The organism is Snodgrassella sp. W8158 (assembly GCF_016100435.1).
Lineage (GTDB): Bacteria > Pseudomonadota > Gammaproteobacteria > Burkholderiales > Neisseriaceae > Snodgrassella > Snodgrassella alvi.
This window is the reverse complement of sequence record NZ_JACFSM010000003.1, coordinates 161,688-174,807: the sequence shown is the minus strand read 5'-3', so window position 1 is coordinate 174,807 and position 13,120 is coordinate 161,688. Positions and strand designations below refer to the sequence as shown.

14 protein-coding genes are annotated in these 13,120 nt (G+C 39.0%); 8 read left to right on the top strand and 6 right to left on the bottom strand.

Features of this window, described 5'->3' with window-relative positions; all coding sequences use genetic code 11:
• Positions 1 to 8 precede the first annotated feature (8 nt).
• From H3V11_RS09025 to H3V11_RS08990, 8 genes are all read left to right on the top strand, one after another.
• The gene (locus tag H3V11_RS09025; protein ID WP_198224501.1) at positions 9 to 440 is read left to right on the top strand and encodes a hypothetical protein; all 432 of its coding nucleotides are present in this window, start codon (positions 9 to 11) and stop codon (positions 438 to 440) included.
• 10 nt (positions 441 to 450) lie between these two features.
• On the top strand, positions 451 to 654 hold the full coding sequence (locus H3V11_RS09020; RefSeq protein ID WP_174831517.1) for a DUF2116 family Zn-ribbon domain-containing protein: 204 nt from the start codon (positions 451 to 453) through the stop codon (positions 652 to 654).
• Positions 655 to 701: 47 nt separating this feature from the next.
• Positions 702 to 1,163 (top strand): hypothetical protein, encoded by a 462-nt coding sequence (locus H3V11_RS09015; protein ID WP_198224499.1) that lies wholly within the window; start codon positions 702 to 704, stop codon positions 1,161 to 1,163.
• Between the two features lie 14 nt (positions 1,164 to 1,177).
• The gene (locus H3V11_RS09010) at positions 1,178 to 1,684 is read left to right on the top strand and encodes a hypothetical protein (RefSeq protein WP_198224497.1); all 507 of its coding nucleotides are present in this window, start codon (positions 1,178 to 1,180) and stop codon (positions 1,682 to 1,684) included.
• Between the two features lie 199 nt (positions 1,685 to 1,883).
• Positions 1,884 to 2,921, top strand: coding sequence for a metallophosphoesterase (locus H3V11_RS09005; protein ID WP_198224496.1), 1,038 nt, complete (start codon positions 1,884 to 1,886; stop codon positions 2,919 to 2,921).
• 177 nt (positions 2,922 to 3,098) lie between these two features.
• Positions 3,099 to 3,863, top strand: coding sequence for a hypothetical protein (locus tag H3V11_RS09000; protein ID WP_198224494.1), 765 nt, complete (start codon positions 3,099 to 3,101; stop codon positions 3,861 to 3,863).
• A gap of 9 nt (positions 3,864 to 3,872) precedes the next feature.
• Positions 3,873 to 6,029 carry an AAA family ATPase gene (locus H3V11_RS08995; protein ID WP_198224492.1) on the top strand — a complete coding sequence of 719 codons (2,157 nt, stop codon included), beginning with the start codon at positions 3,873 to 3,875 and terminating at the stop codon, positions 6,027 to 6,029.
• Positions 6,030 to 6,122: 93 nt separating this feature from the next.
• Complete coding sequence (locus H3V11_RS08990; RefSeq protein WP_198224491.1) at positions 6,123 to 6,578, top strand: hypothetical protein; 456 nt, start codon at positions 6,123 to 6,125, stop codon at positions 6,576 to 6,578.
• Positions 6,579 to 6,819: 241 nt separating this feature from the next.
• Here the strand turns inward: H3V11_RS08990 and H3V11_RS08985 are convergent, their stop codons facing one another.
• The 6 genes from H3V11_RS08985 to H3V11_RS08960 form a co-directional block, all read right to left on the bottom strand.
• Complete coding sequence (locus tag H3V11_RS08985; RefSeq protein WP_198224488.1) at positions 6,820 to 7,584, bottom strand: peptidoglycan-binding protein; 765 nt, start codon at positions 7,582 to 7,584, stop codon at positions 6,820 to 6,822.
• Positions 7,568 to 7,861: a hypothetical protein gene (locus tag H3V11_RS08980; protein WP_174831525.1), complete on the bottom strand. Its 294-nt coding sequence runs from the start codon at positions 7,859 to 7,861 to the stop codon at positions 7,568 to 7,570. The genes H3V11_RS08985 and H3V11_RS08980 overlap by 17 nt, the downstream gene beginning before the upstream one ends.
• Positions 7,854 to 8,240, bottom strand: a complete 387-nt coding sequence (locus H3V11_RS08975; RefSeq protein WP_174831526.1) for a hypothetical protein — start codon at positions 8,238 to 8,240, stop codon at positions 7,854 to 7,856. The genes H3V11_RS08980 and H3V11_RS08975 overlap by 8 nt, the downstream gene beginning before the upstream one ends.
• A gap of 105 nt (positions 8,241 to 8,345) precedes the next feature.
• Positions 8,346 to 9,053, bottom strand: a complete 708-nt coding sequence (locus tag H3V11_RS08970; RefSeq protein ID WP_198224477.1) for a hypothetical protein — start codon at positions 9,051 to 9,053, stop codon at positions 8,346 to 8,348.
• A 480-nt stretch (positions 9,054 to 9,533) separates the two neighbouring features.
• Complete coding sequence (locus tag H3V11_RS08965) at positions 9,534 to 11,054, bottom strand: DUF1983 domain-containing protein (protein WP_198224475.1); 1,521 nt, start codon at positions 11,052 to 11,054, stop codon at positions 9,534 to 9,536.
• A 142-nt stretch (positions 11,055 to 11,196) separates the two neighbouring features.
• Entirely contained in the window at positions 11,197 to 13,095 is a 1,899-nt protein-coding gene (locus H3V11_RS08960; protein WP_198224473.1) for a tail fiber domain-containing protein, read from the bottom strand.
• Between the last annotated feature and the right edge of the window lie 25 nt (positions 13,096 to 13,120).

The following is a 13,120-nucleotide window of genomic DNA, read 5'->3' as shown; positions in this document are numbered from 1 at the left end:
AGAACTTTATGGGTAACCCAACTGTTCACAGTGTGATAAGTACAGCTAAATTAGTAGAGCTTGAGGCCCAACATCAAATTCTAAAAGCCTATAAAACTGAAAACGCTAAACTTTACAAAATTATCAGAGGCTTAACATCTCAGGATATTGAGGTTGGTAAATCAGAAGGTTTTGTTGAGTTTAAAAGTAAGTTAGAAAGATTAACCACTGAAAATGCCAAGCTCAAGAAAGAGTTAGTTAGTAAAGAAGAGACAATAGAAGAGTTAATGGCTGATTTGGATTCTGAGGATTTGAATTCAGATGAAAAATATTCAGAGCTTCAGGCTGAATATAAAGAAACTCTTATTGAAATAGTCACCCTTTTACGTAAGGGTGAGTATAAAGAAATGGAGTATGTCCTACGCGACCAGCTTACGCGACTCAATTATTTTTATAGTTAAGGAGACACTGATGGTAGATATTGCTGATCAGGCATCCTTGGTTGAGCAAAGCCTTTTAGAAGCGGCTCTTCGTAATTCCAAACAAAATACAGAAACTACAAAACCTACAGGTTACTGCCTGTACTGCGGTGACCCCGTGGAAGGTGACCTACGCTGGTGTTCTGTTGAGTGTCGGGATGACTACGAACGAGACCAAAAATTAAAGAATATGTAACTTTTAATACAGGGTGTTAGTTTTAGAACTAACACCCGGAGGTGTTTATGCGTAATACCGGTAAAGAATCAGAAGAACTTGTCAGACAGGCTCTTAAAAATGTAAATCTTCCTATTTTCGATTGGCAACGTATGTATGACGCTACTTCGGCCAGAAATACGTTTATGGCCCAGGTAGGCGACTTCCAGTGGTTTTTACCTAACCATCATGGGGTTATAGAAGTTAAGAGCACTAAGCATACTTATCGATTAAATAAAAAGGCATTTAGCGACAATCAGCGAGCGAAGTTGTACAGACGATCGGAAGCAGGAAGCACTGTATCCATTTTAGTTCACCATTACGAAGCTGGATACTGGCACGTAGTACCTTTAGATGTTGTCTATGAAACTTTCAATATTCAAGGACAAGCCAGTATTGATTTAAGTAATTATGAAAAACATCTAACTGCTGACAGCGCGTTGCTGGCAGTTTTAAAAGAGGTTCTGTCACAGAACTCAGTGAATAATTAACAGAGGAAAGTTGTATGCCAGGATTTTTAAATTTTCTACTAATTGTACTTATGATTGTTCTGTTCATTTCGCTATTTGGACTTCTATGTACTGTTATAGCCAACGTAATATCAGAGGCGGAGTTAAGCGACATTTTTAGTTGGAGGTTTCAAAAGAGAAAAGGCTATATTGTAGCTGATGACAGTCTGTGTGATATGTTGGAAATTATTCTATCTGACTTAGATAAATACAAACCTTGTATATCTTACACCCCTTACTGTTTATATATACGCCCTGATAATGGCTACAAATCTATAATTGTTGACTATTCAGACGGACTTACTGTTATTAGTCCTGAAGAGATAAAATTTCCTAAATCTAGAGAAAAAGATCTTAAAAAACTAATAAAGAAAGCTCTTGTATTTTTCGAAGAATCAGATACTAACAAGAAATTAACAAGAGTTAAAAATTCCTTATCCTCAGCATTAAACCCCACTACTAATCAGCATAAAACTCCTGAAGTTTTAGATATTGATGAATAAGGAAACCTGATGCAGAACTTGGGCTATGTAAGCAGGTTTACTTGGAATTGGAAATGGGACTGGGATTGGGGATTGGTATTAGGAATTATTGGATTATTTATATTAGTGGTCATAATTTCAAGAAGTTTAACTTTTCTAATATGTATAACCTGTAATCTTTTTATTCAATTAAAAACTAAATTTTCTAAAAAGGAATCTATTGAAACTCACCGTCATTAATGACACACATTTAGGTGTGTCTCGTCAGACAGGAACTACACCTGAAAGTCAGAAAGCCCTGACAGAATTCATGAAACAACAGTTTCTAGATTTACTAAACAGAGCAAATAATTCAGATCTATTAATAAATGGAGACCTATTTGATAAGTCTGATGTAGATAAGTCAATTGAATTTTTTGTGTTTAGACATCTGCAAAACTGGTGCGTAAATAATCCGAATAAAACCTTATTTTTGGCGGCTGGAAATCACGATGAAAGCAAGAGTTCAGATGTTATTTCCAGTTTTCATAATTTGGCTTCGTATTTAGAAGCTTCAATTTCTAATGTAAAAATCATTAGTAAAAAATACGAAGAGATTTATCCGGGAATATTTGTCATTCCACACATGATGAATCAGGATTTGTTTAGTCAGGAGTTGGCCGAGGTTTTAAAACAGTCTCCTAAGTATGTTTTTCTACATGCAAATTATGACAACAAGTTCGCAGCTCAGACTGATCACTCTTTAAATGTGTCTGGCGATTTAGCTCTGGAATTTGCAAAAGCAGGAACTACCCTAGTATTTGCACATGAGCACAAAAAACGGCAAATAGGTAATGTTCATATTGTAGGAAATCAGATTGTCAGTTCCATTGCTGACTGTCTGGGCGACGATACTAAACAATATGTAGTGTTAGATGACACAGGATTGCAATATGTAACCTATCAGCAGATAGCAGATTGCTTTGCTGAAATTGATTGGACTGCCTCAGAGATTCCGGAGAAACACTTTTTAAGAATATCCGGTGAAGCTGATCAGTCAGAGGCGGCTGCCACTATTTCAACACTTAAAAATATACGTCAGAAATCTGAGGCTTTTGTGGTAACAAATTCAATTCGAATTAAATCTCTAAGTAATGAAAAGCTTGCAGAGGTTGATGATGTTAAAAAATATGATGTTAAAGAGTTGGTTGCCAGCAGACTACCTGAGTCATTGAAACCTAGATTTGAAGAGGTGGTAGCCTTGAAGGAGGATAATTAAATTGAACTTCACACTTATAGTAATTATGGCACTTTTTATTTTACTTCCTACGGTACTTTCAGCTATAGATACTATAGAAGAATCTGAAAACAGAGCTAGAAATTTCATAATTCTTATAGCTATATTATGTACAACTCTGGTAATAGTTACTGGCCTTTTAGGCTATTTCGGAAAATTATGACTAATGCAACTAATTTAGACCTAAATTCTGAAGATTCAGGGAATGCTTTGGATTTAGATAGATTATGTGGTGAGATTGAAAACCGTTTACAGAAGCTCCTATCACAACTTTTTTCTGAATCCTGGGTAGACATCCTGGTTAAATTAACAGAGGATAGAGGTTATTATAAGATAAACTTACTTTTTGATATCAATGTTCTATTATCAAAAACAGCCGCCTATCGCTATCCTAGGATAATAACAGGTTATTGGAATAACCGACGACGTTTAGATACAGAGGCGAGACAGGAGCGATTTATTAATCACATGGTTGACCGGTTAGCCCGTGTAGTATTCAAACGGGAGTTTGGTACAGAAAAGTACAAAGATATTCTAAAGGTTATAAATTATATTTATACAGTTCAGAAAGATCCTGTGTTAAGCCATGAGAATAATTTGCAAATAGACGGAAAGTTAAGATTTTATAATTTAAAGTTGAATTGTAATGATCCTTCTGAACCTTATGTAAAAGGTTTAATATCTAGTAATAAAAGCCCTGTTTACGAGAACCCTAAGATGCTACCAGAGGGTGTGGTACTTAAGTCTTTTAGGTGTACTACAAACGACCTTAACCTGATTGTAGAAGATGTCTCACCAGATTCTTATAAGTATACGTTTCACTGGAATCTAGCCTCTAATATCAGACTACGTAGGTTCTGTAAGTTTAATTCTAACAGAAAAGAACTTAGGGCTTGGAAAAGAAGAAACCGCTTTTATCTTTAAAAAGAATTTATGCTAACAAAATTAGAACTAACAAATTTCAGACAGCATACTTCTCTCAAATTAGAATTTACGCAAGGTGTTACAGTTATCCGAGGAGCAAATGAATGTGGTAAGTCAACCATATTCGAAGCTGTAACCTTTGCGTTATTCGGTGTAGAAGCCTGTCGTTCAAATGATTTAACTACCTGGGGTGCACCAGACAAATCCCATGTTGTAACCCTAGAACTGGATTTAAACGGTCAGATATATCACATTGTACGTTCTGCCAGAGGGGCAGAGCTTAATTCCGGGGATATAAAAATCACAGGACAGCGTGAAGTAACCAGACGTTGTGAACAACTTCTGGATTTAAAGCCCGGAACAGGTACTAACCTAATGTTTGCCTCGCAGAATTCAGTCAGAGGTACACTAGATGAAGGTAGTAAATCTATCCAACTAATAGAGAAGCTGGCAGATTTTGATGTGGTCGATGGCTACATTAATACTCTACAGACCAATTTTAGTTTGGGTAAGTCTGACCACCTGCAACAGCTAGTTGCAGAACTGGAAACTCAACTGGTCAATACCCAACAGCAGATAGATAAATTTATCGATATTGATGAGTTTGAAGCTACTGAAAATAGTGTTCTAGATGAACAGTTACAGGCACTTGAAGCTCAGGCTGCTGGTAAAAAATCTGATATAGACAGACTTACAGAGCAGTTGGGTAAAATCCGGGGGGAAGAAGAAACCCGAAATAAGTTAAAACTCTCTATTGCAAACGTTGAAAAGAACCTTGATTCTATAAGGTCAGGGTTAAATGCACCTGTATCTACACGACCAAACGCTCATCTTGTAGTGGATGCTGAATCACGTGTGAAATTTCATGAGCAATTAAAAAATATACGTGCACAGGCCGACATTCAGAAAAAGCTTGGGATTCTGCATTTAGATTATTTAAGTTATTCCTACTATTGTCCTAGTCATTTTGATTCTAAAAATCCACTTATCAGAATTAATGGAACAAAAAAATCCATACAGCAAGATATAGGACTGCTTGAATCAAACTATAGTGAGTACAGGATTCGGAAACAGGAGTTGCTGTTAAAGCGCAAGAACCTGGAAGACCAGAAATGTACTAATTTAGTCTGCCCCACCTGTAAACGAGAGTGGGATAATGCAGATGAGATGCAGAAAAACAACGCTCGTATTTCCGAGGAAATTGTTGAACTCAATATTGAGTTGGCCAAACTGGATAACTCTATTGTTGAAGTCGAATCTGAAATTAACAAGTTGAAAGCGGTCTTGCGTCAGCCTGAATTTACCCCTGCAATAAACTCAAAATGGGTTATAGACGATGACGGAAAATACCCTCTGAAATATAAATGGGCAGGTGGAGAACTCGCAGAGGTAGATCATGAGGTCTCCAGGCAACTGGAAGTGTACGAAGATTTACTGGAGGACTTATCAGCGTGGGAATCTAAGCAGGAAGTTTTTAAACAACAGCTTGTTGATGCTGAAACCCAACTGGCGGAGTTAACTGAAAACCTTGCTCTGGTACCTGAATCTGATACCTCATCTGCTGAACTTTCCCACACTTTAAATCAGGTTAGACTAGACTTGAATGATATTCAACATGGTATCAATTCAGTTAATAGTAAAAAATCTGAGATACCGGTTAAAGTTGAGCAACTGCGCAAACAATATTCTGAACTTAAAACTGAGGAAAATAATGTAAAAGACAAAATTAATAACTTTAAGAATGAGATTATTAATACTCAAATTAATAACGCATTGTTAAAGGCTTTACGTGAGATTAAACCTATACTGGCCAACACCATCTGGCAGCAGGTCTGCAATACAATTTCCCAGTATTTCAGCACCATGCGAGATACACCTTCTATGGTTACTAAAGCCAGTACCGGGTTTGAAGTAGATGGTCATAATACTAAAGCATTGTCAGGCAGTACGCTGGATGTGTTAGGCATAGCGATTCGGGTAGCACTAACGAAAACGTTTTTGCCAACATGCGGTTTTATGTTACTGGATGAACCTTTTGCAGCCTGTGATGTTGAACGCCAGATGCGAGCTTTAGGATTTATTACTTCTACAGGTTTTGATCAGATAATTATCGTCACGCATGAAGATACAACGGAAGCTGTTGCTGATAACCTAATTACATTGTAAACGTAAAAACCAGAGTTAACTCCTCTGGTTTTTATTTCCTTATTAATACGGTAAAATAAATTTTTAAATTAATTTTATCAAGAACAAGTGAGAATGACTAACAAAGACAAGACTAAAGACAATTCAATATTAGCTGCGAGAGCTCAACGGACGCTTAAAGATATAGGTGTCAATCCACTCATCCCGCAAGACCCCAGGCAATGGAAGTCGTATATCATTAATCTCCGGACTGCTCTTCTGGGTTTAACTACTGAAGAGTTCTGGGATATTGTAGGACTATCCAGAAGTTCGGGTGTCAAGTACGAAAGCTCAGACAAGTCTTACAGCAGACAACCTAATCGGAAACTTATGCTTCTTATAGCAGAGGCTTTTAAGTTGGAATGGGAGGTACCTGACCGTGTCCCTAATACCCCTGTTGATTCGAAATCCTCTTCGAAGATGTTAGAAATGCTGGAAAAGAGTAATGTCAGCATGCAGGAACTGGAGATTCTTCTCAACTGTCTGAGTAATTTACGGAAATTACATTCTAAAATGGGAACTAAAAATTAATCTTTAAACTATGAGGTTTGCATGAATTATATTAATTTAAGCAACTCAATATATTACACTAACTACAAAAACTGGTCAGATGCGTAATTCATCTGACCAGTTGTCTATTTGGGTCTAGGTTGACAATCTTCGGTTGGCTCTAACCGCCCTTTCTCATATTTCAGTTCTCTATCTACAGTAAAATACGACACCAAACCTATAAATACGGCAATTGCCATTAGAGATTTAACGTCTTTTACAGTCATGCGCGAGCCCTACGTAAAGCCAATTCAAACAGCTCTGCATGACCTGCAATTTTTACTGCTCTGTCTGTACCATTAATAATCTTCCTTGCTCCTTTGTAGTCCGCATTATTTAAAGAAATATAATCCTCTAGCTTCATACCGGTAAACCAACCTTCAACCATACCCTGTTCCATAATGGCATAAGCTACATCTGTTTTCAAAGCCAGTTCTGGGTGATGAATCAGGTCAAGGTCTAATGCCTTACCTGCTCTCTCGTAATTTTCATACCAGGTTAATTGAACGTAACCTCGTCCATAATAGATAGGCAGGCTGCTGCTGTATGCTTTGCCACTTTGTTTTATATGTTGGCCGTATCTTCGCCCTTTACCCTTACCATACTCTTCAATTGGCCGCATAGTCGCAGCCGTCTCATGATAAGCAGTTGCCAGTATATAAGCTGTATTATTAGTGGTTTGCCCTGCCATACAAGGCACGAGAATATTCAGGCAATCTACCTGGGTCTGAGTGAACTTACCGAATAACGGTCGGATATTGTCAAAAAATATCTTCGGATTAATAGGTTTCAGGTCTTTTTCTCTTAATACCGGCATTAATTTAGCCCAAGTCTTAGAGCCAACTTCACCATCTATTAATAAACCTGATTGTCGTTGAAATTGTTCAACTGCCGTTTGGGTTTTGACACCAAACATACCATCTATTGTTAAACCTAATGCGTGTTGTAACGCACGCACCTCTGCTCCTTTGCTACCTTGTCTTATCATGTACACCCTTTGGTTTGCGGTTTTTAGTTAATTGAGTGATCTGGGAATAGAAAAATAACGCCATACCCACATCAATCGGAATATCAGCAGGTGCCAGAACAATCGTTGGTGACAGAAGCACCATTGCAATTGCCGAGACTGCTCCGGCTGTAAGCAGGACATACGCCCACATCTCTAGCTGATAAAATTTCCACTGCCGGTTGGATATCCGGCACACTGCAAAAAGGAAGATAAATACTGACGCAGTTATTTTTATGGATGCTAATAGGTTAATCATGTTTTGAGCCTCCGAACTTATCAAATAAACTTGTCAATATTCGTTTTCCTCCATCTGCAACAATAGGTAACAGCCAAGGCCATGCGCCACCAATCACAACAGGGATAGCTGCGCTAAAAAAGGCATTGGCATTATCAAGATTAAATTCTTTCTCAATCGTAAACTGTAATACCGGTGTGAATGCACCGGCTAATAATGTGCTTGTAACTACATTCGTTACGCCAGACAACCGTGTTATAGACGGTTGAAGACTTTGAACTGCTGCACCGGCTAATGCACCTAAAACAAGAGCCTCAATAGGCATTCCTAGAAAAGTACCGGTTATACCTACAGCACCCAGATTCAGAACATAGTTAGATCCGCCTGAACTTAAAGACATAGATTCTTTTGGTATTTAATAAGTTATATTATAGCATAAATTCACTATTTTTTCCTTATAAATAGTGAATTCACTATCATAAATGAATTATAATAGTGAATTTAACTAATACACTACCACACCCATAAAAACTCCTACCTGCTCTAAAGCTTCTTTAGTTATTCCTCTGTCTTTTGCAAACTTAGGTAAGGAGTATTTCACGTAGGCTCCCTCTTTCGAATTTGAACTTCTGCTGGCCATCCAGTCCCATGTATTTGAGTCAAACGTACCCATACTAAAAGAGAACTGTCGGGATTTATCACTCGGATTCCACTCACCTCCGCCAGTAAACCCCATTAGAGATGAAGCCCATTTACTACCATGCACCCAGTTGATACCGTTAAATACACAGCAGGCAGTTGACCCTGACTGTCTCCCATAGACAAAAGTATCTACACGACTAAATACGCATCCAAGTTTGTAGCTTGATGAAGGGATAGAATTGATACTTCCTGAGTTAGAAACAAAGACAGGTAACAGGGGTGGATTTTGAGATGTAAATGTTTTACTACCGTCGGTCCGGAAAGTTTCAATGCCATAGCCTGGATAAATAGGTGCGGTGGGCCATTTACTATATATTTGTATCTGAATATCCACGTAATCAGCTTCACTGAAAATTACGTAGATTTCCTGTGTAGGTGTCTTACTGAATAATCCAATAGAAAATGAACTGGAGAAATCTGCTGGATATAAAGCAGCCACTTCATCTTGTCCTACACGCACTACTAATAGATGCATGGTAGGGCTGTCAAATTTCACTTTGCCGCGTTTCATCCACATCCGCCGTGACCGCTGAACAAATTTACTTTTAAGCATATATGAAGACATCTCTTGCATAATGCTGATCAGGCTCCCCTGACCCCAAAACCCATATGTAGGTGCGCTGGGTTGAATTATAGATTTAGCCGGGGAATTTATTGTATTTGTTAAACCTAGAAGGCTGGCTGTTGAACTAACTATATGCCCGTTGGCATAGGAAATTGAGCCAGGAGTATAAGTGTTCTCACATAATTGATGAGCTACAGAGTCTGTGGTTGCAGCATTGAACTGATCAACTACACCTTGTTCAGAGTCTGACCAATAACCCATAATGGGCGAAAGTGGGAATTCAACTTGAGAATATTTATTGGGTGTCCAACTATAATCAACATTCTGCCCGGATTTATTGATATCAAACGCTACACCCATTTCAGTTGTAGACAGGAGTTTTACACCTGAACCTAAATAAACTTCTATACCGTACAAACAATACCCCTAGTAATGTCCAGACAAATATCCGATAACAACCATAATATTTCCGTTAGTGTCGTATACACGGAGACCTTGACTAGTAAAGACCATACCTTGTTTAGCCTGGCTGTTGTCCCGTATGCTGACGTTACCACCGTTATCAACTACAAAACGTCCATTACCTATGTTTAATGAACCACCATTTATCTGTCCCCCTCGTAGCTCATTACCGATCAGCGTTTTACCACTCAAAGTACCAGAAAGTACTAAATCACCATTTAAACCAAGTATGCCTTCCTGAACGGTAAACAGAGGCACTTTCTGACTTGTCCAGACGGCAAACTTATCTGCCTGTACCACAAATTCAGACTGACCTGTGGCTCCGTCCACACCCAAATGCACACCTCCGATAATCGGTTGCCCTTTGGAATTATCTACAGATACCTGCACCTGCCATGTCGCAGACAGCTTCCCATTTAGGTCAGCATATGAACGGGCAACCTCAGTAACCTGAGCTTTTGTATCATTAACCTGTGCAACGACTGTAGTTAGTTTTTCACTTTCAGCATGCTGCTTGTCAGCTAATGTTGTTATCTGTTCAGCGACAGTAGCTATATTCTGATTAACCTGGGATTTAACCGCTTTTATTTGTTTGGTTAGAGCGTAGTCACCGCTGGTAATCTGAGAGTAAACATCCCATTTTCCAGCGCGCGGTGTATCATTCCCTGCCATCTCCTGACTGTCACCAGCGAAGTCTGGGATGTTTTGAAGTAATTCGTCGGCAATTTCTGGTTTAAACTGTTCAAAAGACAGACTTCCATTAATCTGGTCGAGAATAGGTTTAGGGTCAGGGTCGGCGGTTGCTTCAATAACATTCGTGAAATCACCAGTTACCCCAGTTTCATCCTTAAATCTCGCCCATAGAAAATAGTGGTCGGATAGTTTTACATTTTGTACTGTGTAACTACTAGTGGGATAAGGTACAGAAACCAATAACTGCGCAGTGTCTAATCTGTTCTCAGTGTTTATGAATATTTCGGTACAAGCCTGATTTACGACAGTTATAGGATTAACCCAAGATAGTTGAATAGAATATAAGCCACCTTTTGCTTGAAATCCTGTCAAGGTGTAGTCAATAACAAAAGTCTTAACCTGAGGCTCTGATAATGTACCTTTAGCAGTCCTGCCTCGTATCTCTATACGGTAGTTACCGCAAGGTAAGTCATTTAATTCTATATTAGGGGTTTGCGCGTCAGGTATATGGCGATAAAACGCACCATTACGGTAAACCTTGACATCATAAGAAACGTAGGAACCAGACAGTGAACCATCCCAACCTACATTAACCTTACCGCCCTCATCTGAGACCGTAATATTATTAATTTCGGCTTTATCAGTTTTATTAATTGTGGTCGGGAAATTAGCGGCTGAATCTATCTCACCATACTTAGATGGATCATGGCTAACTGCTGAGATGGTGTAGGTCTCTTCTCTGGCGTTCTCTGTGATACTTACAGTGCGAAACAGCCTCGACTTAACATCCATATGAATAACACAGGTATCACCTTCTTGTATCGGGATGACAGGGTTGATAGTTAAGTTACTTCCAGATTGCGCTGTTATCTTTGCGCTCTTGATACCCTCTTTTGTTGCTACAAAAATTGTACCGCCTACTACGGATTTATGCTTAAACTTCGGCATCCGTCTCCTGCTTCTTCTCTAAACTCTCTATCTTTTTAGTTAATTCATCCACTTTACTGATTAAAGCCAGAATACACTCATGGTTATAGGCACTCATGGCACCATAGTCCAGACTTAAGGAGTCTTTGACTACTGTACCGTCATTCAGAGTGATATCCTGATTCACGTAGACACTTTCAGGCAACACCTTTTCAATATCCTGTGCTATAAATCCTGCTTCATAATGATTATTGGTTTTTCGTTTAAATACATAACCTCTGAAGGATTTGCACTGTTCTAGAATATCAGTATCTGAACCTATAACCTTAAATTCAGTCTTTAAACGTTTATCGGATGAACTAATCCAAGTACCAGAACTATAAGCGTTGTTATCATTTTTAAATACCCAGTAATGCCAGTTCTGACTCCAATCTTTAAGGCTAATAGTTGCCTGTGTAGAATAACCCGCACATTCTTCTATAAAGAAGTCTGCCCGTATTCCTCTTTGCAGATCACCCCACATAGGGCAACTAGAAGTCAACAACGGACCTCGGTATACCTGTCCAGTTACAATTGTGCCTCCAGCACCCCAACCCGCACTATTCTCTAAACAAAGATTAGTGTTCCCACCTCCGTATGTTCTAATAACCTGAGGCATTGAAAATACGTTAGATTGATTCAGTACAGGTATGACAGCACCATCCTGACCAACATTATAGGTAGATGCAGTACCCAGCCCTAGCTTATTTCGTCCTACTGCCGGATTACTATAAGTAAAAATCTCTCCGGAATCAGAATTTAAAGTATATTGGCGAGTAGTAGGCGTTTTAGTTGAGTAATCCACTGTATTAAATTGAATACCCACTCCGTCTACACTAACCGTTTTAATACTATTTATACTGGCTGATGCATATTTACTGCCTTTAACTGAGAGTGAAGTTTCTAAAACACCTCCGGATACTACTGAGCCATTAGCAGGTACATTAGACTGAGCTGTCACAATTTCCTGCCGTGTATTAACACTGAGAATATTGTTTACACGAATGATAGCTATAAAATTAGCAGACACAGGCCTGTTCTCATCAGCGGTGGGAACGACTCTTGACGCATCAAATTTTAATTGCGTAGGCAATTGCTGACTGTTTGGGACATCATCTGCATACGGGGCGGTCGCTCCATAGGCTTCTAATACTCCGGTTGCTTCCTGCCAAGCCACAGCACCGGCTGCTGATATCTTTCCCGAAATATTTCTAATAGCATCACCATTTACAGTACCGCTCGCAGCATAACCATCACCACGAACAAACAACCCTTTCAGACTGCCAGACTGTTTACCGTTAATATCCGGAACCCGGAAGGTTGTTGAGCCATTACCAGAAGAAAAAGAAGCACGTTTATCCGGTGTATTGAGCCATTCTTTATCGCTAATTATATTGAGTAAGTTTCTAGACAGTGTGTCCCACAATTCAGGGTAATCTTCTCTATTCAGAAGTTGCCCGTCCGCCGGAACATAACCGACAGGAATTGCAGCACGAGAGCCATTAAACCACTGAATAGCTCCGATGTAGTCTGAAACTACATGTGTTGTACCACTTGAAGAGCCTGAACCTTGAGCAAATTTAGCATTAAGCTGACGCAGGGTAACAGAACCCATATTATCCGAAGCATCCGCTGCTTGAACAATATTGTGTTTTAAGCCGTTTAAAGATGTAATATCTGAATTATCACCTTTGGCAGCAAAATTTGTTGCAGCCTTAGTTAATGTATCCAGATTATCTGTGAGAACCTTGACACCTCCACCTAATGCTTCAGCATTATCATTACACTTCTCAAATGCAGTTCTTTGACTGTCTCCACCTCTTCCTGTAGAATCTAATCCCAGATCAATTTTTACTATGTCAACCATAAAAATATACGCAGTTAAACCGCGT

Excerpts from the sequence above, each read along its gene's own strand:
- H3V11_RS09025 (WP_198224501.1), top strand. The coding sequence starts at position 9 with ATGGGTAACCCAACTGTTCACAGTGTGATAAGTACAGCTAAATTAGTA.
- H3V11_RS09020 (WP_174831517.1), top strand. The coding sequence starts at position 451 with ATGGTAGATATTGCTGATCAGGCATCCTTGGTTGAGCAAAGCCTTTTA.
- H3V11_RS09015 (WP_198224499.1), top strand. The coding sequence starts at position 702 with ATGCGTAATACCGGTAAAGAATCAGAAGAACTTGTCAGACAGGCTCTT.
- H3V11_RS09010 (WP_198224497.1), top strand. The coding sequence starts at position 1,178 with ATGCCAGGATTTTTAAATTTTCTACTAATTGTACTTATGATTGTTCTG.
- H3V11_RS09000 (WP_198224494.1), top strand. The coding sequence starts at position 3,099 with ATGACTAATGCAACTAATTTAGACCTAAATTCTGAAGATTCAGGGAAT.
- H3V11_RS08995 (WP_198224492.1), top strand. The coding sequence starts at position 3,873 with ATGCTAACAAAATTAGAACTAACAAATTTCAGACAGCATACTTCTCTC.
- H3V11_RS08990 (WP_198224491.1), top strand. The coding sequence starts at position 6,123 with ATGACTAACAAAGACAAGACTAAAGACAATTCAATATTAGCTGCGAGA.
- H3V11_RS08985 (WP_198224488.1), bottom strand. The coding sequence starts at position 7,584 with ATGATAAGACAAGGTAGCAAAGGAGCAGAGGTGCGTGCGTTACAACAC.
- H3V11_RS08980 (WP_174831525.1), bottom strand. The coding sequence starts at position 7,861 with ATGATTAACCTATTAGCATCCATAAAAATAACTGCGTCAGTATTTATC.
- H3V11_RS08975 (WP_174831526.1), bottom strand. The coding sequence starts at position 8,240 with ATGTCTTTAAGTTCAGGCGGATCTAACTATGTTCTGAATCTGGGTGCT.
- H3V11_RS08970 (WP_198224477.1), bottom strand. The coding sequence starts at position 9,053 with ATGAAACGCGGCAAAGTGAAATTTGACAGCCCTACCATGCATCTATTA.
- H3V11_RS08965 (WP_198224475.1), bottom strand. The coding sequence starts at position 11,054 with ATGGATGTTAAGTCGAGGCTGTTTCGCACTGTAAGTATCACAGAGAAC.
- H3V11_RS08960 (WP_198224473.1), bottom strand. The coding sequence starts at position 13,095 with ATGGTTGACATAGTAAAAATTGATCTGGGATTAGATTCTACAGGAAGA.